This is a genomic window from Actinomyces sp. oral taxon 849 str. F0330 (genome assembly GCF_000239715.1).
Taxonomy (GTDB): domain Bacteria; phylum Actinomycetota; class Actinomycetes; order Actinomycetales; family Actinomycetaceae; genus Actinomyces; species Actinomyces johnsonii.
The window spans coordinates 18,930-39,446 of record NZ_JH470349.1; the positions used below are offsets into that span (position 1 = coordinate 18,930).

The following is a 20,517-nucleotide window of genomic DNA, read 5'->3' on the forward strand; positions in this document are numbered from 1 at the left end:
GTACTTGCCCCGCACCGGCATCGGCACCGACGTCCACGCCTTCGCCGCCCCCGATTCGGACGGCTCGGCCGTCCCCATGCGCCTGGCCTGCCTGGAGTGGCCCGGGGAGGTGGGCCTGGTCGGCCACTCCGACGGCGACGTCGTCGCCCACGCCTGCTGCGACGCCCTGTTCTCCGCCGCCGGCCTGGGCGACATGGGCTCGAATTTCGGCACCGCCGAGCCGCAGTGGAAGGGCGCCTCCGGGGCCGCCCTCCTGGGCGAGGCCGCCCGCCGCGTGCGTGAGGCCGGCTTCGAGATCGGCAATATCGCCGTCCAGCTCGTGGGCGAGCGCCCGCGTGTGGCCGCCCGCGCCGCCGAGGCCTCCCAAGCCCTGTCGGAGGCCGCCTCAGCCCGGGTTTCCTTCACCGCGACCACCACTGACCATCTGGGTTTCCCAGGTCGTGGCGAGGGACTGCTCGCCATCGCCACTGCCCTGGTCTACCCGACGCCCTGGGACGCCGGCCGCGATTGATCCGTCGGGCACGGGGACGCAAAGATTCAATGGGCACCGCAGGCGGGCGGCCAGGTAGCCTGTCTCCGTGAGCACCACACCCACTGAGCCCTTGAAGTCCGCCGCCTCACAGTCCCCGACGTCGACCCCGGCGCCCTCGGCGCCCGTAAGCGCACCCGGTGAACCGGCTCTGCGCCTGTATGACTCCACCGCCCGGGCGGTCCTGCCGCTGGCCCCCACGGCCACACCCGGGCTGGTGACGATCTACCTGTGCGGTGCCACTGTCCAGGGCTCGCCCCACATCGGCCACATGCGCAGCGGCATCGCCTTCGACGTCCTGCGCCGCTGGCTGGAGCGCGGCGGTCAGGAGGTCCGCCTCATCCGCAATGTCACGGACATCGACGACAAGATCCTCACCAAGTCGGCCGCGGCCGAGCCGCCGGTGCCGTGGTGGGCCTGGGCTCAGCGCTTCGAGCGGGAGTTCGACGCCGCCTACCGGGCCCTGGGCGTGGCGGCCCCCACCTATGAGCCTCGCGCCACCGGCCACATCCCCGAGATGATCGACCTGGTCCAGCGCCTGCTGGACGCCGGCCACGCCTACATCGGCGAGTCCGGCAACGTCTACTACGACGTGCGCTCGTTGCCCGGCTACGGGTCCCTCACCAACCAGCGTCTGGAGGACCTGGCCACCACCGAGGACGAGTCCCAGCTGGACGACGACGTCGAGGCCGACAAGCACGACCCGCGCGACTTCGCCCTGTGGAAGGCAGCCAAGACCTCCGAACCGGCCGACGCCGCCTGGGACGCCCCCTGGGGCCGGGGCCGGCCCGGCTGGCACCTGGAATGCTCGGCCATGTCGCGCCGCTACCTGGGTGAGACCTTCGACATCCACGGCGGCGGCATCGACTTGCGCTTCCCGCACCACGAGAACGAGCAAGCCCAGTCCCACGGCGCCGGCTGGGGCTTCGCACGCCACTGGGTCCACAACGCCTGGGTGACCATCAAAGGCGAGAAGATGAGCAAGTCGCTGGGCAACTCCCTGGTGGTGGCCGAGCTGCTCAAGCGCTACAACGCCGCCGTGCTGCGCCTTGCCCTGGGCACCGTCCACCACCGCTCCACCGTGGAGTTCTCCGAGGAGACCCTGGCCGACGCCGAGGCCCTGTGGGAGCGCCTGTCCGGTGCGATCCTGCGAGCCTACGAGTCCTGCAACGACGGAGGACTGAACCCCGTCGACGCCCCCGCTGAGCAGGTGCGCACCCGACCGCTGCCGGCCGAGTTCACGGCCGCCATGGACGAGGACCTCAACCTGGCCGGCGCCATGGCGGTCGTCCACGCCACCCTCAAGGCACTCAACGTGGCCCTCGCTAATGCGGAGGCCAGCCCGGACAGAGGTGAGGACGTCGGCTCCGACCCGCACGGGGCTGTGATCGGCTTGGCCCTGGACCTGCGCGCCCAGCTCGACGTCCTGGGCCTGGACCCGCTGGCCGAGCCCTGGCGCACCCACGTGCTCGACGGCGTCGGCTCCTCCCAGGGCGGCGCCGCCATGGAGACCCTCGACCGGCTCATCCAGGACGACCTCGACGAGCGGGCCCGGGCCCGCTCCGCCAAGGACTGGTCTCGTGCCGACGCCCTGCGGGACAAGCTCACCCGGGCCGGCGTCGTCGTCGAGGACTCCCCCTCGGGGGCCCGCTGGCACCTGGCCTGAGCGCCAGCCCGCACGCCGACGGCTACGCCGTCCGCCGGCTCACGGCATACTTCTCTTCTCCGCACGCATATCAACACCATCACGAACAGGAGGCCCGGATGCCCGGCAACGAGCAGTACCCCGGCGCCAAGCGCCGCCCCGGCTCGAAGAAGGGCCCCACGAAGGGCTCCGGCGGCCAGCGTCGCAAGGGGCTGGAGGGCAGGGGACCCACCCCGCGCGCGGAGAACCGTGTCGGCCATCCCAAGGCGCGGGCCAAGGCCCGGGCCGAGGCCCGCGCCGCCCAGCCCACACGGGCCAAGCAGCTCGAGAAGCTCAAGCGCCGCTTCGAGGTGCCCGAGGGCCACGAGATCCTGTGCGGGCGTAACGCGGTGGCCGAGGCCGCCCGCGCCTCGGTGCCCATCACGAGGGTCTTCATGGCGGTCTCCGCCCAGTCCGATGAGCGCCTGGGCGCCGTCGTGCGCCGCGCCGCCCTGCTGGGCGCACCGGTGCTGGAGACCACCAAGCTGGACCTGGACGCCCTGACCGACTCCGCCGCCCACCAGGGCGTGGCCATTGAGGTGCCGGCCTACGAGTACACCACCGCCCGCGATCTGCTGGAGCGCGCCCGCTCGCTGGGCCGCACGCCGCTGCTCGTAGCCCTGGACCAGGTGACCGACCCCCACAACCTCGGCGCGGTCCTGCGCAGCGCCGGCGCCTTCGGTGCCGACGGCGTCATCATCCCCGAGCGTCGCTCGGTCGGCGTCAACGCCACCGTCTGGAAGGTCTCCGCCGGCGCCGCCGCCCGGGTGCGCGTGGCCCGCGAGACGAACCTCGTGCGCATCCTGGGGCAATTGAAGAAAGAGGGCTGCTTCGTCGTCGGCTTGGACGGGGCGGGCAGTACCGATATCGAGGATCTCACCTTGGCCGATTCCCCCCTGGTGCTGGTCACCGGCGCGGAGGGCGCGGGCCTGTCCCGCCTGGTGCGCGAAACCTGTGACGTGCTGGCATCGGTGCCGATCAGCCGCAGCGTGGAATCCCTCAACGCCGCCGTGGCCACGGGCATTAGTCTCTACGAGGTCGACCGTCTGCGGCGCCGGGCCGCCGCCGGAAGCGCCTCCTGAGCCGGCCGATTCGGCTGTTAGCACCCGGCTTCACTGAAACACTCCCCCATGATGGCCCCGTTGCTGACACAATGGGCCCCATCCGATCCACAGGAGGTCCCCATGGCTCAGGACGCTTCGCAGCGCTGGAACCGCACCGACGGCGTACTCATCGCGCCGGGCACGACGCCGGAGGCCGTCGCCGACGCCTTCGCCGCGCGCGGAGTGGTCGTGCGCCTGGAGTGGTTCCCGGCCACCACCCACCTGCTCAGCCTCACCCTCATGACCGACGTCGAGGGCCGGGTCGCGGTAACACCGCCCTCGCGCGGGGGCGTCGTGCCCGGGCCGCGCGTCAGTGAACTCGTGGAGTCCCTGGCCCGGGAGTTCACCGCCGATGTCGCCGTGGGCCCGGCCACCTTCAACGCCCTGCCCGACGACGTCGAGCTGCCCGTGGTCTCCCACCACGGCTCGGCCAGCGCCCACACCGTGGTGGTCTCCCCGATGAGCGCCTACATGGTGCCCCTGCAGGCCACGCTGCTGGAGCGTCCGCTGGCGGTGGCCTCGGCACCGAGCCTGGACCGCCGCATCGTCATGTACTCCGGTGAGGGCACGGACCTGGGTACCTTCGGCTGGGACGAGGAGTCCCTGCCAGCGCTGGTGCTGACCTCCGACGCCGAGGACATGTCGATCCGCGCCATCCCCACCGGAGACCCCGAGGACGACGCCGTCTTCTCCTGGGGGATGACGTCGCGCTACGTGTGGGGCGGGGTCGAGGAGCCCGGGCCTGCCCTGAAGTCCCTGGTCGACGAGCTCCTGGCGGACCTGACCGACGCCTCAGGGATCGTCGACGCCGTGCCGGGTGCGGACCTGGAGGCCGCGACCGCCGCCATCGTCCAGCCCGGCGTTGACGGTTTCGCCGCCATGCTTCAGGCTCTGGGCCTACCCGATTGGGTGTTGGAGGTCCTCACCGGCCGTCTGGCCCCGGTGGAGGTCCCCGGCGTCGTCGTGCACGAGCCGCGCGGGCTGTCCAACGCCGTGGGCCGCAGCGTGGGCCTGCTGCTGGCCGATCCCTCCACTCCGGGTTCGGCCTTCTGGCAAGGCTATGTGCGCACCGTGACGGACAAGCCCTGGGCGGTGCGGGGCGCCGCGCTCGTGGAGGCGGGTCTGGGTGGCGCGCTGCTGGGGGCCGCTGTGCGCCGTCGCCGTTCGACCGGGAGCCTTCCGGGCGGGATAGCGGCGGTGGGCGCCTTCCTGCTGGTGGACGCCATCACCGAGGTATCTCTGGCCTCCTGGACGCGTCACCGCGAGCTGCGCCGCCGCGCCGATGAGGAGATGGCCTTGGTCGCCGAGGAGCTCGGCGCCTGAGGGCTGCGCGGGGGCGGCCCGCCGAGGAGCACCCGGAGTCGACCGGTTCTCACATTCCCAGACGGTTCAGGACCAGAGCGACAAAGCGAACGAGATCGCCATCGCCGCCACCACCATGCCAAGAGCAATGACGACTATGTACTTCATTTCGTCGATAGTTCTCTGCTCGGAGGGCGAGCGCCCCTCGAGCTTCTGGAAAGTCAGCGATCCCGGGTTGCGCCTGAAAGTGGAATACCGATAGAACACCGGCACCGTCTGGCCGGTATGCACCACGAAATCGAGTCGTGGCATCGAATCGTAGAATAGCCGGCCGAAGTTCGGCGCAAGGACGACCTGCGCCAGCCCCGGCGGGACGGCGAACCTGACGGATTGGCCCGGCGACAGGCGGAACTGCCGGCCGTTGATCGTGAAGGGCACCGTCATGTTCAGCAGGGGCGATACGGAGGGGTCGAAGTGCAGGTCGATGAAGGCGCTGTTCTCCGGTGTCCGCCCCCGGCGAGGGCGTGAAAATCGGGACTGTCCCCGGTCATGTCTCTCAAGCGGTCCTTCTTATCGCCCCAGTCTCCCGAGAGCCAGGCTATCAACCGCACGGGCACCATCGCGGCCCCGGGCGCGTGTTCGTAGCCCGAGGCTCGAACTCCGAACCTGCACTGCCGTAAGCGGGCCGGAAGGTAGAAGGCGAGGGCTCGCACGATTGTGGAAGATGCCCGCACCAACCTGGTGCCCTACTGGCGTCCCCCTTACTCCCCCTTGAACTTCATGCCGGCGGTGAATCCGTAGGGGTTGGCCTCGTAGTCGGCCAGCGTCTGCTCGTCGCGGGCCGCGAATTCGGCGTCATCCTCGGGCAGCGGCTCCTCAACGTCGTCGAAGGAGACCGCCTCCATCTCCTGGGTGTCCCCCACCCCGAGATAGGCCCGCTCGTCGCGGTGCTGGGGCAGCACCGTGGCCACGTAGTCATCCACCGCCTCCTGGGTGGTGACGTAGCGGTTCTGCGCCTCGGACATGTACCAGCGGTGCTCGAGGATCTCGTGGAAGATCTCCGCCGGTTCGAGCTTGCGGCGCATCTCAATGGGGACCGAGTGGATGGTGGGCTCGAAGACCTCCGCCAGCCAGGCGTGGGCCACGATCTCGATGGGGTCGTCGCTGCGCCCGGACATGGCCCGGTAGGCCTCCAGGTCGTTGAGCATGCGCTGGCCCTGGCGCTCCTGAACGTCCAGTCCGGTCAGCCGCATGATCTGCCGGTGGTAGTGGCCGGCGTCGACGACCTTGGGCTGGATGGTGATGTGCCGGCCCTGGGAGTCCGTGTTCATGGTCAGCTCGGCGACGTCGTAGCCCATCTCATTGAGCCTCTGGACCCGGCGGCGCAGGCGCCAGCGCTCGTCCATGGAGAAAGACTCCTCGGCGGTGAGGACCTCCCACAGCTCGGTGTAGCGGCTGACGATCCGGTCCCCGACCTCGATGGTATCCACGCTCGGTTCCAGCAGGGCGCCGGCCTGCAGGTCCATGAGTTCGCCGATGATATTGGTGCGGGCGATATCGATGTCGTAGAGGCGCTTGCCCTCGGTGAGCCCCTCAGTGTGGAGCTCACCGGTCTCGGCGTCCACGAGATAGGCGGCGAAGGCCCCGGCATCGCGGCGGAAGAGAGTATTGGACAGGGACACGTCCCCCCAGTAGAAACCCAGCAGGTGCAGGCGCACCAGGAGGACGGCGAGGGCGTCGATGAGGCGGGTCGCGGTCTCGGGACGCATGTACTGGCTGAACAGGGCCCGGTAGGGCAGGGAGTAGGACAGGTGCTCGGTGATGAGCACCGAGTTGAGCTCCTCACCGCTCAAGCTGCGCCGGCCGGTAATAACCGCCGTCGGCTGCACGCAGGGCGCCCCCAGCCGCACCAGGTCGCGCAGGAGCTCGTACTCGCGATGCGCCACGGACTCGCCGATCTCCTTGACCGCGATCACGCGTTCGGAGAGGTTGACGAAGCGCACGATGTGGCGGGATAGACCGCGGGGCAGCGCGGCGAGGACCTCGGCGGGCCACTCCTCCAACGCCGTCTCCCAAGGGAGGTCAAGCAGCGCCGGGTCGATCGTCGCTGCCGTGATCTTCATGGACTGGGGCATATCTTCATTCTTCCAGGACAGAGGCCTCTTCGCCTTTCAAGGCGTGAGCTGCGGCCCACACCCTTCAGGGGCCTCGAGGAGGATCCGGGTCTTACCGCACGGTAGTCGCATCCGGGCCGTCCGACGACGACGCGGTCCCGTTCCCCGGCCGCACACTGCACTCAATCCGATCCCCCCAGCGGGTCCGACCCCGCCTCGATGAGAACGACGGCGGCGCCGCCCCGCAGAGGGGAACGGCGCCGTCGTCGTCAGCATTCTCAGGAAGGCAAGCGCTTGCCGGTGGAGGCGGAGAAGATGTGCTCCTGACCGGGGCGGATCCGCACGTAGACGGTCTCACCCGGCTCGGGGGCGGTACGCGGGGGCACGCGCACGATGATCTGGCTGGAGTCCTCACCGGAGCCGAGCTTGGCCTCGGATTCCTCAGCACCCACGAGCTCGCCGTAGATGTAGGCATCGGAGCCCAGCTCCTCGACGAAGGACAGGCGCACCGGGATGGAGTGCTCGTCCTGGGCGGAGACGACGTCGAGCGACTCGGGCCGGAACCCGATGGTCACCTTGCCGCCGTCCTCAGAGGTGATGGCGTCCAGGGTCGCCTTGGACAGCTGGATCTTGGCAGCGCCGACGGTGGCGACGTCGCCCTTGACCGTGAACTGCCCCAGGTTCATGGCCGGCGATCCGATGAAGCCGGCGACGAACTCGTTGGCGGGGTGGTCGTACATCTCACGCGGAGTCCCGACCTGCTGGAGCACGCCGTCCTTGAGGACCGCGATGCGGTCGCCCATGGTGAGGGCCTCGGTCTGGTCGTGGGTGACGTAGACCGTAGTAACGCCCAGCGAGCGCTGGAGCGAGGCGATCTGGGTGCGGGTCTGGACACGGAGCTTGGCATCCAGGTTGGACAGCGGCTCATCCATGAGGAAGACCTTGGGCTTGCGCACGATGGCGCGGCCCATGGCCACACGCTGACGCTGACCTCCGGAGAGCGCCTTGGGCTTGCGGTCCAGGTACTCGGTCAGGCCCAGGATCTTGGCTGCCTCGCGCACGCGCTTGTCGATCTCGGCCTTGGGGGTGCCCGCGATCTTCAGGGCAAAGCCCATGTTGTCGTGGACGGTCATGTGCGGGTAGAGCGCGTAGTTCTGGAAGACCATGGCGATGTCACGGTCCTTGGGCTGAACGTCGGTGACGTCGCGGTCACCAATGAGGATGCGACCGGCGTTGACGTCCTCCAGGCCCGCGAGCATGCGCAGAGAGGTGGACTTACCGCAGCCGGAGGGGCCAACGAGCACGAGAAACTCGCCATCGGCGATCTCGAGGTTGAGAGCGTCAACACTGGGGCGGTCATTGCCCGGGTAAATTCGCGTGGCGTTCTCGAAAGTAACAGTTGCCATGGGTGGTGCTTCCCTTCACCGGCAGGTACGTGCCGGACGATCCGTCGTGAAAGGTGCCGATGCGTGTCCGCATTGACACGTACCGCGGTCGGTCATTCGACCGTGGACGGGTTCATACTGACACACCCTTCACGGTTTGGCCAGCGATTCATAGCAATCTTTCAGGGTGATCTTTTCCGGAAATGGCGACGAAAGGACGCCACCTGGTCGACGAAACCCCGACAGAACCTCGGCCGGCCGGCCGGGGAGGTGCCGGCGTCGACCGACGCGCCCACCCATCGCCCCCGATGCCGCTCGCCCGCCCGCCCGTATCGACACTCCGGTCGGTGTAGACCTCCCCATCCCCTCCACCGACAGCGGGCCGCCCGACCGCCGGGAATAGGCGCCAGCGCTGGCTTTTCCCCGCGATATGGCCCACAGTCGGGCGAACAGCCCCACAGGTGAGGGGCACCCACGAGCTGAAACAGCCCGGTACTGTGGGGACCATGACGCAGAACATCGACGCGCACCCGGGCGAACCGGTCACCCTGAGCAAATTGCGCGCTGGAACCCTGGTGGGGGGTTACCGGCTTCTGCGTCGTCTGGGCGCCGGAGGAATGGGCGTGGTGTGGGAGGCCGCCGACGAGGGCGGCCGCCACGTGGCCATGAAGATCCTCCATCCCCAGATCGCCGCGGACCCCACGGCCCGGCGCCGCCTGGACCGCGAGGCCAGCGTCCTAGCCCGGGTGAGGGACACGCGCGTGGCCCGCATCCTGGACATCGAGACCGGGGACGGCTCCCTGGGCATCACCTTCGTCATCACCGAGCTCGTCGAGGGCCCCACCCTCCAGCACGAGGTGGAGCACGAGGGCGTCTACGACCTGACCACCGACGCCCGAGACCTGGCCGATCTGGCTCACGGACTGGTCGACTCGCTGCGCGCGGTCCACTCCGCCGGCGTCATCCACCGCGACCTCAAGCCCTCCAACGTCATGCTCAGCGCCCAGGGCCCGGTTCTTATCGACTTCGGCATCGCCCAGGTGGCCGACGACGTCCGGCTCACTCAGACCGGTCAGGTCACCGGTACGCCCGGTTTCATTCCCCCGGAGATGCTCGACGGCGGGGAACCGACCCCCGACGTCGACTGGTACGCCTGCGCGGGCGTGCTCCTGTTCACCGTCACCGGACTGGCGCCCTTCGGTTCGGGGGCGTGGCAGGTGGTCTTCCGCCGCGTCTACGCGGGCACCCCGGAACTGGGTGACCTGGAACAGGAGAACCCGGCCCTGGCGCGGGCCTTCACAGCGGCGCTCGCCCCGGAGGTCGAGAACCGACTGGGCCCGGATGGCCTGCTGGAGGTGCTCGATGAGATCGCCGAGGGCGGCACCGGTCAGGAGGCCGTCGACCGGCTCCTGGGTGCGGAGGGGGAAGAGGCGGAGGCCGATGACGAATCGGCCGAGTCGGAGACGAATACGAGCACCTACATCCCGGGCTACGGCATCGCTCCGACCGGCTACGGCATTCAGCAGAGCGCCGGCAGTGCGTCCTCGGCCTCTCCGGCCGCCTACGGCAGCCCCGTCTCGGCGGGCTCCGCCGCTGACGGCGGATACGGCTACATGACGGCGCCGTCGGCGTCCTCGGCCGCTTCGGTTCAGCCCCCGCCCGCCATTCCACCGCGGTCGTGGTACCGGAACGGCTCCCCGATGCCGACGGGCCCGGCGCAGTCGATGCAGTACGGAGTCGGAAGCCCCGCTCCCATGGCGTCGTCGGGGGCCTATCCACGGCCCGCGCCATCCGGGCAGGTACCGATGTTCCCCTACTCGGGGTACCACCCGACGACGGCTCAACCCGGCTACTCCCAGGTCGCCGCCCGCCCAGCGGCAGGGGCGATGACGGGGCCGATGATGACCGGCGCCCAACCGGTTCGGGCTCAGCGTTCGGCTGTCCCCGCCCGCGCCGGAGAGCTGCCCGAGTGGGCGCAGGAGCCGCAGCGGCGCCCGCTGATGCTCCTGATCCTCGGGTTCACGCTGTCCACCGTGGGGATCATAAGACCGGGGTGGACCGCCATCCTCGCCTCAATTCTGACCCTGGTGGCCGGCACCGTCGGCCGGGCCCAGGACGCCCGGCGCTGGAACCGGCTTCAGCGCGGCTCCACCTCGCCGGCCGACACCTCTCTCATGTGGGCGGCGACGCCGTGGTACCTGCTGCGCTCGCTGTTCTCAACTGGTTTCGCCGCTCTCCTCGCCTTTAGCGTGAGCATGCTCTACTTCTATCTCGTGGGCCGGAACTTCGTCGATGTCACCACGGATACCACCTACTCCGTAACCGTCACCAGCACGCTCTCCTTGCTCTTCATGTCGACCGAAGCCCTTTATCTCCTGACCCTATGGCTGATCCCCTGGGGGGCTCCCACGCGTCGCGGAGGGGCGCACATCGCCAACATGATCGCGACCAATCCCCTGCGCCGAAACAGCATCTGCACGAGCCTCATGCTCATCGGCCTCTTCACCTTCGTCCTGTGCGCCATGGGATTGGCTCCTTCCCCCTCTCTCAGCCCCTTCTAAGCCCCTCAGGCCGACGCGGCAGCGGGGCGCTCGGCCGGACCGGCCCCGCAACGACCGATGCGTCACAATCCGCTGGCGGCAGACGTCAGGCGTGGTTTCCAACAGGTTCGTCGGGCAGAATGACACTGATATGGCTATGACTCGTTGATGATTCATCTTCTTCGTCGTCCGCTTGCCCACGCACCACAAGGAGCACCGAGTTGTCCACTAACCAGCCCCGCCCGTCCAAGGCCCAGCGCCGTGAGGCCGCACGTCTCAAGGCCAAGGAGCTGCGAGAGGCAGAGGCCCGCCGTGCGCGCCGCAACACGATCGCCCGCCGCAGCTTCATCGGAGGCGCGGGAGTGGCCGCGGCCGGCGGCCTGGGCTACCTGGGTTATCTGGCGGTCAACCGGAACAAGAAGGAGTTCCCGGCCGCGGGCAAGGGCCTGGCCACCAAGAAGGCGGACCAGAGCGGTGTCCCCAAGCAGGTCCTGGCAGACGCCTCCTGGACCTACGGGGAGGGCAACAAACTCGACACCATTGCCGCCTCCGCGCCCGTTCTGGACATCTACTTCGACTACTCCTGCTCGCACTGCGCCCAGTTCGAGGGCACTCACACCCAGGAGATCAACCAGCTCCTGAGCGATAAGAAGATCACCCTGGCCCTTCACCCCTGCAAGCTCCTCGACCAGGAGTGGACCAGCGTGGTCATGAACGCCATGGGCGTGGTGCTCGACGAGGCCCCGGCGCAATCGCTGAGCTTCCACGGCGCCGCCTTCGAGATCTTCTCCCAGTTCATACAGACCAAGAACCAGAGCAACATGAGCGTCGAGGGTCTGGTCGCCGCCGCCAACAAGGTGAATGTTCCCGCCGAGGTATCCGCCAAATTCAAGGCCGCCATCGACTCCAACAAGTACAAGAACTGGGTCGCACTCGGAGACAAGGCCTTCGCCGACAGGGGCCTCCAGGCCACCCCGTCCGTCTTCTTCAAGGGTGAGAAAGTCGACCTGAACAAGCTGCAGTCGTCGACGGCCCTGACCGAGCTCGTCACCGGCACCACGCCGACGGCGCAACCTTCCCAGCAGCCCTCCCAGCAGCCGGCCGAACAACCGGCCGAGCAGCCCGCTGAGCAGCAAGGGGCCGAGGAGGGCACGGCGGAGCAGGGCTGAGCCAAACGCACGTCTCGCACGGGTCCCGTACGATTCCTCCCGACACCGGAGCAGGCTCGCACTCGTCGGTTTCCCGCCCCGGGTCGGTCTGTGCCAGACTGTCCCCCGCACCTGCGGCCGCCTCGCCGGCCGTACGCCGCTTTAGCTCAGTTGGTAGAGCAGCTGTCTTGTAAACAGCAGGTCGTCGGTTCGAGTCCGACAAGCGGCTCCACTCATCGGCCGCAGCCGTCCAGGTCCTGACGCCGCCATCGTCTCGAGGACCGGCATCGAGCTCACCACCGGGAGGGGACATGTCGGTGATCGCGCCGCAGGCGCCGCCGTGCGCGCTCCACGACTCCGGTACCTGCCGCTCCTGCCCCCACCTGTCCCTGCCGCCGCTAAGCCAGCTGGCCGCCAAGCAGTCGCGCGTCTCCTCCCTGCTGGCCGAGCACGTCCCCGCCGACCGATGGGAGCCGCCGGTCGGAAGTGCTCCGGAGCACTTCCGCAACAAGGCGAAGATGGCGGTGGCCGGGACCGCCGCCCGCCCCACTTTGGGAATCCTCGACGGCACCGGCCACGGTGTCGACCTGCGCACCTGCCCGCTGCACGTGCCGGCGATCGGGGCGGCCCTGCCGGTCCTGGCAGATCTCATCACCGACCTGGACCTGCGCCCCTACGACGTGCCCGCGCGCCGCGGCGAGCTCAAGCACGTCCTGGTGACCGCCTCGCCCGACGACGACCTCATGGTGCGTTTCGTTCTACGTTCCCGGCGCCACCTGGACCAGCTGCGCGCTGCGATGACCGACTTGCGCCGCCGCCTGCCTCAACTGGCGGTGGTCGGAGTCAATATCCAGGGCATCCATCAGGCGGTCATCGAGGGCCCCGAGGAGATCGTCCTGACCGCTGAGGACCGGCTCCTCATGCGACTGAGTCTGCCGTCGTCGGAATCGGGCGCCCCGTCCGGGCAGCGGCACCCCGACGACGTCGAGCTGCCGCTCTACCTGCCCACCCGTTCCTTCTTCCAGACGAATACGGCGGTGGCCGAGGCGCTCTACGCCACCGCCCGAGCCTGGGCCCGGGAGTCCGAGCCGGCCCGGGTATGGGACCTGTTCTGCGGCGTCGGAGGATTCGCCCTGGCCCTGGCCGCGCCCGGCCGCCGGATCCTGGGGGTGGAGGTCTCGGCCCCGGCCATCACCGGGGCGCGCGATGCCGCCGCCCTCATGGGGCTGGATCCTGCGCTCGTGCGCTTCGAGGCCGGTGACGCCCGCGTCCTGGACCCGGCCGCACCGGGCGGCAGCGCCTCGGGGGTGTCCGGGGTAGAGCGGCCGGACCTGCTCGTAGTCAACCCGCCCCGACGCGGGATCGGGGAGCAGCTGGCCACTCGGATCGAGGCCTCAGGTGTGGAACGCGTGCTCTACTCCTCCTGCAACCCCCGCACATTGACGGCGGATCTGGCACACCTGCCCTCGATGCGCGTGGTGCGGGCCCGCCTGTTCGACATGTTCCCGCACACCGACCACGCCGAGGTGCTCGTCGAGCTGGTCCGCAGCTAGCTCGCGTCGACGCGCCCCGAGGGGGCTGTGGCAGCCGGCTACTCGAGCTCGTCCAGGGCGGCGCGCACGTCGGCCAGGCAGGTGTTGATGGCTTCGGCCTCGTAGGGGACCTCCAGATCGCGCACACGCACGGCCAGGTCGGCCAGATCCCGGGCCTCGGCGAAGCCCTGGTCGACCAGAGCGCGCGCGGCGGCCACGGAGTCGGCCCGCCCGGCGCCGGCGGCCGCAGCCGCCTCCACCAGTTCCAGGATCGGGCCCTGAATAACGCCGAGGTCCTCGGCCACGAGGTCCAGCTCACCGCCCACTAGCTCGCGGCGCGCATCCAGGAGGGCCACGCGCTCGGTCAGGGTGTCGGCGCCGTCGCCCAGCGCCGTGCACAGCTCCTTGAGGCTGCCGACGGCGTCGTAGGCGTCAACCTCGTCCTCACCCTCGATGATCTGGAGGGCGAAGAGCCCGGCCGCCAGGTTGTGCAGGCGGGCCAGGGCGACGCGGAAGCTTGCCGAGTCCAGGTCTCCGCGCAGCTCCTCGATCTGACTGCGCAGCGGGTGAAGCTGCTCGCAGCACTCCAGAACCAGGGCGTCGACCTGCTGACAGCGCTCGGCGACGTCGTCGGCCCGCTGTCCCTGCCCGAGGACCGCGACATCCGCGCTGACGGCCCGCATGGCCTCGCGCAGGGCGCCCAGACGGACCGAGAGGGCCCCGATCTCACCGGCCCGCTTCCCCAGGAGGTCGACGAGCCGCTGCCCCTCCTTGAGGATGCTGACGAGCCCGGCGGTCTCGGACTCGATACGGCTCATGGCGGCCAGGATCCGGGCAACGGGGCCGCCGGCCTGCGGACTGTCGGGGATGCCGACACCGTGGGCCAGGAGCTCGCCGACCTCGGCGACCAGCACCCGGCGGGTGAAGTCGATGGTGTCGGCGTAGCCCAGGGCCCGCAGTTCGGCCAAGAGGGCGGCCTGCCCCGCCGCGGCCACCTCCCGGCGCGTCGAGCCGGCCGCGGCCGAGGCCTCCTCGACCTCGCGGACCCGGGCGTAGGCGGCCTCGACATCGTCGCGCAGATCGGTGAGCATCGGCAGCGTGCGCACAGACAGGTAGCCGGATCCGGAGGGAACGATCGTAGCGAAAACGCGGTAGCAGCCGTCATCGGAGGAGCGGTTGGTGATGTAGGCGCTGGCGGCCCGTCCCTCCTCGATCGCTTCCCAGATGCTGCGGAACAGGCCGGCAGGCATGTCCGCGTGCCGGACGACGTTGTGGGCACGTCCCACCAGGGCACCGCGTGGATAGCCGGACAGGCGCATGAAGGTGGAGTTGGCGCGGCGGATGCGACCGTGGGAGTCCGTGGTGGAGAAGAAGAGCTCGTCGGCGGCGAAGACGTGCTCGACGGGAGCGGCGGACTCGACCATGAGTAACCTTCCTGGGGCGGAGGCAGGAGCGGGAAGAAGTGTCAGCACCTGCGGGGCTATCGTAGGACCTTAGTCGGAAGCCTACTCGCGACCGACGTCCGGGGCGGCCGAACCAGGTGGGGCGACGCATCACAGTGGATCCGGCCACGCCCTGTCGATCGAACGGTCGTGGATGACGGTAGGACGATGTTCGGAAGGCGGCTGGTCGGCAGGGAGCCGGCGCGCGATCGGGGATGTTTCCCCATGCCGTGTCGCCGCCAATGCCCTGACAGCCTCCGGAGACGTCCCTAGCCTGTCCCCATGGCCCCACTCCCGCCCACGAACCCGCCCGAGTTCGACCATCACGGTCCGTCCCGCCGTCACCTGCTGACACTGGCCGCACTCGTCCCCGCGGTCGCGGCGCTGCTGGGGTCGTGCTCGTCGGCATCCGGGAAGGCGCTGACCTCCAAGACCGCTCATGAGACGGTGGCGCCCTCCGAGGTCGCCTCGCAGGTGACCACTGCGGCCTCCGCCTGCGACCAGCTCGGCGGTCGGCTCCTGGCCCACTACCTCAAGGAGGCTCCGGATACCACGGCGATGGCCTCCCCGCTCAGCCTCGCCTTCGTCATAGCGATCCTGGCCGACGGTGCCACGGACGCCGCAGCCCAGGGCTATGACGCGCTTCTGGGGCTCTCGGGCGAAGAGAGGGACCGCGCCTGGTCGGCCATCCAGAACTCCCTGAACCGCTACGACCGCGACCTCAAGGGCTTCGACCCCGACAAGATCCCGGACAAGCCGCTCGTCCACCTGGCCAACCACGTCCTCATCGCCGAGAGGAAGGACCTCCAAGTCAAGCAGTCCTACCTCGATACGGTCCTGCGCTGGTTCTCCGCCGAAATCGAGCAGATCAACGTGAACTCGATGCAGAAGAACCTCGACGCCTGGGCCTCGCGCAACACGGCCGGCCTCATCCCGAAAAGCGGCATCAATGTCACGAGCGACACCCGCCTGGTGGTGCAGAACGCCCTGCTCTTCGCAGCCCAATGGGCCTCTCCCTTCAAGGCCGAGGACACGTCACCGAAGAACTTCACGCTCGCCGACGGCAAGACCATCAAGGCCGATCTGATGCACGACACCCGTTCCATCCCCTACGCCACCGGGCAGGGCTGGGCAGCGGTGCGCCTGAACTACTCCGGCGGGGGAAGCAACGCCGACGCTTCCCCCGAGGACTCCCAGCTCACCCTCGACGTCGTCCTGCCCGACTCCGGGAACCTACCCTCCTCCATGGATGCCGGAACGTGGGCGGCGGCCTCGAAAGCCCTCGACTCCGCCACAACCCGAGAGGTCAAACTGGCCCTGCCCAAGCTGGACCTCACCTCCCAGCCCAAAGAGCTCCTCGAATTCCTGAAGAAGCAGGGGCTCAAGCCCGAGGGCCTGGACAAGATCGCGCCCGGGCTCACGCTGGCGCACGTGGTCCAGCAGGTGCGCCTCATCCTGGACGAGGAGGGCACGGTCGCGGCAGCCCTGAGCGAGGGAGAGGTGGCGGTCATGGCGGCGCCAGAGCCGGACAAGCCGATCGAGTTCACGGTGGATCACCCCTACGTGCTGCGATTGCGGGATCTGACCAGCGACACCGCGCTGGTGGAGGCCGCCGTCATGGATCCCACCGTCAAGACCATCGGCGCCTCGACCTGACCGCGACGCAGGGCGCCCGATACGAATCTTCCGGCCGGTGGGGCCGCTTCACCGCCCGGAGCTCCTCAAGACGGTAGGCTCCAGGGCTGACAGGAAGCCGTTGCGGGAGCGCCCCGTCTCGGTCCGCCGCCTCTTTTCAACCAGCAGGAGAACTCCTCATGACCGTCGAGCTCGTCACCGCCTCCAGCCCGGAGATCGTCGAGGCCATGGAGCGCCTCATCCCGCAGCTCTCCCGTAGTGCCCCGGCGCTGAGCGCCGAGCAGTGCGAGGCCTTCATCGCCCAGGAGGGGGTCTTCCTCTTCGTCTTCCGCCCCGAGGCCGACTCCGGCCGGAACGCCCCTATCCTAGGCATGCTCACACTGGCGACCTTCACGATCCCCACGGGCCTGCGCGCCTGGGTGGAGGATGTCGTCGTCGACAGCGAGGCCCGCGGCCAGGGCGCCGGCCAGGCCCTCGTGGAGGCCGCCGTCGAGTACGCCGGGAAGATGGGGGCACGTACCGTGGACCTCACCTCGCGTCCTTCGCGCGAGGCCGCCAACCGCCTCTACCGCCGCGCCGGCTTCGAGCTGCGGGAGACCAACGTCTACCGCTACGCCCAGGCCTGAGCGGCCCCCACGGCCCCTTCCCACCACCACACTTCGACAAAATCTTCACAGACGACACGGCTCCGCGTCATTTGTGAAGATTTTGTCGATGTGCGGGGCCTAGGCGGTCGGGCGCCCCAGGAGGGAGTCGATGAGATCAGCCAGGCTGGAGACCGTGCCGTCGCACTGCTCCACCACCTCCGGCGGCGACCACGGCAGGGCGTAGGCGTGGTCGGCGGCCTGGTGCATGGTGATGTCGTTCCAGGAGTCCCCGATGGACCAGGTCTCAATGGGCTCGGCCGGTTCTGAAACGCCGGCGGAGTCACTGGCAACGTCACCGGCAGGGTCCTGGGCAGGCGGTTCGCTGAGGCTCGCCACCAGCTGCCTGAGGCCCGCACCCTTGGAGGCGGAGGCGGAAACGACGTCGATGAAGTCCTGGTTGCGGAATCCCACCGCCTGCCCGTCCCAGCGCCGGCGCAGGTAAGTCTCGGTGCGGGAGGCTATCTCCGGGTCGGTGAAGCGCATCGGCACACCGATGACCTCGCGCCCGTCCAGGTCGCGCCGGGTAGCCGGGCGGAACAGGGTGAGCAGATCGGATCCGGAGCCGATCGTGTCGTAGATGAGCAGATCCTCGTCCAGCCCGGTTGTGAACACGGCGACGCCAGGAGCCCCTTCGACGAAGTCGAGGATGTCCTCAACGACGCCGGGCGGCAGGGCCGTCGAGCGGCGCACCCTGATGTCCTCGTCCACAATGACGGCGCCCGTGTAGAGGATGGCATTGTCGAACTCCAGGCCCATAGGCACCACGACGTGCTCCAGCGCCGAGACCGACCTGCCCGTATTGATGACCAGGAGGTTGCCCGCAGCCCGCCACCGGGCCATGGCCTCGCGGTCGCGCAGCGGAATCGTCCCGTTGAAGACGATGGTGCCATCCAGGTCGGTGGAGATGAGCCTGCGTGGCATAGGGAGTCCTTTCAGTCGGGTGCTGCCGGGTTTCGGCGGCCTCGGAGGCATCGGGGAGCCGCCTAGGAGGCATCGGCAGACTCATTCTCCTCATCCGTGGCGGCCACGTCAGCAGACTGCTCAATCTCCCGGTCTGCGGACTCCCGGCGGGCCTTCTTCTTTGCCTTGCGGGCCTTCTTGGCCTGCTTCTTGTCCTCACGTTGCTGGCGCTCACGGGCCCACTGCGTGTAGTTCTCCAGGAGCGAGCGGGAGTCGGGGGTGAGGATCTTGTTGTCCTCGAGCAGGCCCTCGGCGCGCAGGATCATGAACTGCAGGTACTCGGGGTTGCGGGTGAGTCCGTATTGCTTCTTGGCCTCTTCCAGGTCGGAGACGTCGCGGCGCACCTGGCGCTCGATCATGGCCCGTCCGCCCATGAGGAAGATGGCCAGGATCAGGGCCAGGATCGAACCGATCCCCCGGGTGAAGGGGTAGAGGACGCAGGCGATGACCATGAGCCAGGTGACGTATTTGCCCACGGAGTGGGTGTAGCCGCGCCAGCGCCCGTCCTCCCCGGTGGCCCAGGTGCGGATCTTGGCGCGCCCGTCGGGGTCGCCGCCGTTGAACCAGTCGCGTACCCGGGTGCCGAGCGGCTTCCGGCTGTTCATCTTGCTGTTGTCGCTCATGCACAGTCGCCTTCCAGGATCGCGGTGATGAGCTCTGCCACGGAGCCCGCGGTCGTCTCGCAGGCGGCCGTCACCTCCGGAGGCGACCAGGGCAGGGCGACGGCGTGGTCGGCGACGGCGTGCATGTCCAGGTCGTTCCAGGAGTCGCCGATGGTCCACACCTCGATATCCCGTCCCGCCAGGGGGCCCTCCAGGAGAGCTCGCAGGCCCGCGCCCTTGGTGGCGCCGGCGGGCACGAAATCGAGGAACTCCTGGTTGCGGTGGCAGTCCAGAACACCCTCCCAGCGCTGGGTGAGATCTCGATAGAGGCGATCACGCAGGGCATCATCGGTGACGCGCAGGGGTACGCCGATGAAGCGGTGGGAGTCCATCTCCTCCAGGGTCATGTTCTCGAAGACCGCCAGGATCGGGGAGATCTCGTCGTTGTTGTCGGCCAGGATGTAGTCGGTCTCGATGGTGGTGGCGTAGGTGGTCACCCCCGGCAGGTCGACGGTGCGGGTCGCCACGTCCCGGGCGACGCCGTCGGGCAGGTAGCGGGCGGAGAGGACCTGATAGTCGCCGTCGATGAGGACCGCTCCAGTGAAGACGACGCCATAGTCGAAATCGACGCCCAGGGGCGCAAGGACATCGCGGGTGGCGAAGGAAGACTTGCCGGTGTCGATGGCCAGGAGGTTGCCGGCGCTCCGCCAGCTGGCCATGGCCTCGCGGTCGACCGGGGAAACGGAGCGGTCGAAGACAATGGTGGCGTCCAGGTCGGTGACGAGGAGTCGGGTCACACTGGTTCCTTGCTGCTGGAGGGGTGCGGAGGGCGCTGGCAGTCGGGGTGGGGGCGAGAGCTGGGAGACGACGTCAGGCGGTCACGATGGGGCGTTGGTGGCGGCTGGGAAATCCGGCGGGAGCCCCGCGCATTCTACCGAGCGCGTGGAGCGGGGAAGCCCCTATCCGGGTCTTCCCCGCTCCGTGGCGAGTGGCGTGAGGCGGGCTGTCAGGCTCCCGGCACTCCCAGGACGTGGGCCCAGCGCCCCAGGATGCCGATGACGAACATGCCCAGGATGATCCACAGGGCGTTGACCTTCTTATTGAGCAGCCACATGCACAGGAAGGTGAGCCCCAGCGCCGCCAGGCCGGGCAGCAACTGGTTGAGGACGTCCTGAAGGGTCGTCGTTGTGACGATATGAGTCTCTCGGTCTTCGACCTTGGAGACCACCAGCGGGAAATAGATCTTGGTCCACTGCGACACCAGCGCGCCCATGACGAACAGACCCATGATCGCGGCCATCTGGGTGATCTTCTTGAGCTGGCCGCCGCCGACCTCGGTGACCAGGGTGGTCCCCCGCTCGTAACCAACCTTCAGACCGTACCAGCGGGTGAGAACGCGCAGGACGTTGATGCCGACGAAGAACAGCAGTGGGCCTAAGAAGGAGCCGTTGAGAGCCAACGACGCGCCCAGGGCCGCCAGGACGGGGCGGGCGGTGCCCCAGAAGATGGGGTCGCCGATACCGGCAACCGGCCCCATGAGGCCGATCTTGACGTTGGTGATGGCGTCCTCACCAATGTCCTCGCCCTTGGACTTCTGCTCCTCCATGGCGGCAGTGACGCCGAAGATGACCGAGGAGGCCCAGGGGTGGGTGTTGTAGAACTCCAGGTGCCGCTTGAGGGCGGCCGCCTGGGCGGCCTTGTCGCCGCGGTAGACCTTCCGGATGGCCGGCATGAGCGTGTAGCAGAAGCCCATGGCCTGCATGCGCTCGAAGTTGAAGGAGCCGAGCAGGAAGGTGGAGCGCCAGTACATCCGCATGAGATCGCGGTTGTTGAGCATCTTCTCCGATGTGGCCGGAGCGGTTTCAGTAGTCATCAGAATCTTCCTTCTTCCAGC

The 20,517-nt window shown here is 68.8% G+C and carries 17 protein-coding genes and 1 tRNA gene; 10 read left to right on the forward strand and 8 right to left on the reverse strand.

The features are described 5' to 3' along the window. The 4 genes from ispF to HMPREF0975_RS02215 form a co-directional block, all read left to right on the forward strand. Positions 1–511, forward strand: a 511-nt coding sequence (gene ispF / locus HMPREF0975_RS02200) for a 2-C-methyl-D-erythritol 2,4-cyclodiphosphate synthase (protein ID WP_009232483.1), incomplete at its 5' end; no start/stop codon positions are given. A gap of 67 nt (positions 512–578) precedes the next feature. Beyond that, entirely contained in the window at positions 579–2,195 is a 1,617-nt protein-coding gene (gene cysS, locus HMPREF0975_RS02205; RefSeq protein ID WP_009232484.1) for a cysteine--tRNA ligase, read from the forward strand. Positions 2,196–2,293: 98 nt separating this feature from the next. Further along, positions 2,294–3,295 carry a 23S rRNA (guanosine(2251)-2'-O)-methyltransferase RlmB gene (gene rlmB / locus HMPREF0975_RS02210; protein WP_009232485.1) on the forward strand — a complete coding sequence of 334 codons (1,002 nt, stop codon included), beginning with the start codon at positions 2,294–2,296 and terminating at the stop codon, positions 3,293–3,295. 102 nt (positions 3,296–3,397) lie between these two features. Beyond that, positions 3,398–4,639, forward strand: a complete 1,242-nt coding sequence (locus HMPREF0975_RS02215) for a hypothetical protein (RefSeq protein ID WP_009232486.1) — start codon at positions 3,398–3,400, stop codon at positions 4,637–4,639. 66 nt (positions 4,640–4,705) lie between these two features. Here the strand turns inward: HMPREF0975_RS02215 and HMPREF0975_RS02220 are convergent, their stop codons facing one another. The 3 genes from HMPREF0975_RS02220 to HMPREF0975_RS02230 all read right to left on the reverse strand — a co-directional run bounded on the left by HMPREF0975_RS02220 (position 4,706) and on the right by HMPREF0975_RS02230 (position 8,138). After that, positions 4,706–5,062, reverse strand: coding sequence for a hypothetical protein (locus tag HMPREF0975_RS02220; RefSeq protein ID WP_009232487.1), 357 nt, complete (start codon positions 5,060–5,062; stop codon positions 4,706–4,708). Positions 5,063–5,379: 317 nt separating this feature from the next. Continuing rightward, positions 5,380–6,753 carry a DUF4032 domain-containing protein gene (locus HMPREF0975_RS02225; protein WP_009232488.1) on the reverse strand — a complete coding sequence of 458 codons (1,374 nt, stop codon included), beginning with the start codon at positions 6,751–6,753 and terminating at the stop codon, positions 5,380–5,382. 257 nt (positions 6,754–7,010) lie between these two features. Then, a complete protein-coding gene (locus HMPREF0975_RS02230) occupies positions 7,011–8,138 on the reverse strand; it encodes an ABC transporter ATP-binding protein (RefSeq protein ID WP_009232489.1) in 1,128 nt (375 codons plus the stop codon). Positions 8,139–8,623: 485 nt separating this feature from the next. Between HMPREF0975_RS02230 and HMPREF0975_RS02235 the strand changes: the two genes are divergently transcribed. From HMPREF0975_RS02235 to HMPREF0975_RS02250, 4 genes are all read left to right on the forward strand, one after another. Next, complete coding sequence (locus HMPREF0975_RS02235) at positions 8,624–10,678, forward strand: serine/threonine protein kinase (RefSeq protein WP_049939347.1); 2,055 nt, start codon at positions 8,624–8,626, stop codon at positions 10,676–10,678. A gap of 200 nt (positions 10,679–10,878) precedes the next feature. Beyond that, complete coding sequence (locus tag HMPREF0975_RS02240) at positions 10,879–11,826, forward strand: DsbA family protein (RefSeq protein ID WP_009232491.1); 948 nt, start codon at positions 10,879–10,881, stop codon at positions 11,824–11,826. Positions 11,827–11,961: 135 nt separating this feature from the next. After that, positions 11,962–12,037: transfer RNA gene (locus tag HMPREF0975_RS02245), tRNA-Thr, on the forward strand. A gap of 79 nt (positions 12,038–12,116) precedes the next feature. Further along, the gene (locus HMPREF0975_RS02250; RefSeq protein ID WP_009232492.1) at positions 12,117–13,358 is read left to right on the forward strand and encodes a methyltransferase domain-containing protein; all 1,242 of its coding nucleotides are present in this window, start codon (positions 12,117–12,119) and stop codon (positions 13,356–13,358) included. A 38-nt stretch (positions 13,359–13,396) separates the two neighbouring features. Here the strand turns inward: HMPREF0975_RS02250 and HMPREF0975_RS02255 are convergent, their stop codons facing one another. Next, complete coding sequence (locus tag HMPREF0975_RS02255) at positions 13,397–14,761, reverse strand: methyl-accepting chemotaxis protein (RefSeq protein WP_009232493.1); 1,365 nt, start codon at positions 14,759–14,761, stop codon at positions 13,397–13,399. Positions 14,762–15,061: 300 nt separating this feature from the next. Between HMPREF0975_RS02255 and HMPREF0975_RS02260 the strand changes: the two genes are divergently transcribed. Together HMPREF0975_RS02260 and HMPREF0975_RS02265 are read left to right on the forward strand one after the other, a co-directional pair. Beyond that, on the forward strand, positions 15,062–16,435 hold the full coding sequence (locus HMPREF0975_RS02260; protein ID WP_009232494.1) for a serpin family protein: 1,374 nt from the start codon (positions 15,062–15,064) through the stop codon (positions 16,433–16,435). Positions 16,436–16,593: 158 nt separating this feature from the next. Further along, the gene (locus HMPREF0975_RS02265; RefSeq protein WP_009232495.1) at positions 16,594–17,040 is read left to right on the forward strand and encodes a GNAT family N-acetyltransferase; all 447 of its coding nucleotides are present in this window, start codon (positions 16,594–16,596) and stop codon (positions 17,038–17,040) included. 99 nt (positions 17,041–17,139) lie between these two features. On the opposite strand, the gene HMPREF0975_RS02270 is transcribed toward HMPREF0975_RS02265, so the two are convergent. From HMPREF0975_RS02270 to HMPREF0975_RS02285, 4 genes are all read right to left on the reverse strand, one after another. Continuing rightward, complete coding sequence (locus tag HMPREF0975_RS02270) at positions 17,140–17,982, reverse strand: HAD-IIB family hydrolase (protein ID WP_009232496.1); 843 nt, start codon at positions 17,980–17,982, stop codon at positions 17,140–17,142. 62 nt (positions 17,983–18,044) lie between these two features. Next, entirely contained in the window at positions 18,045–18,644 is a 600-nt protein-coding gene (locus HMPREF0975_RS02275; RefSeq protein ID WP_009232497.1) for a hypothetical protein, read from the reverse strand. Continuing rightward, a complete protein-coding gene (locus tag HMPREF0975_RS02280) occupies positions 18,641–19,420 on the reverse strand; it encodes an HAD-IIB family hydrolase (protein ID WP_009232498.1) in 780 nt (259 codons plus the stop codon). The genes HMPREF0975_RS02275 and HMPREF0975_RS02280 overlap by 4 nt, the downstream gene beginning before the upstream one ends. Positions 19,421–19,629: 209 nt before the next feature. Further along, positions 19,630–20,496, reverse strand: coding sequence for a PTS system mannose/fructose/sorbose family transporter subunit IID (locus HMPREF0975_RS02285; RefSeq protein WP_009232499.1), 867 nt, complete (start codon positions 20,494–20,496; stop codon positions 19,630–19,632). Positions 20,497–20,517 lie beyond the last annotated feature (21 nt).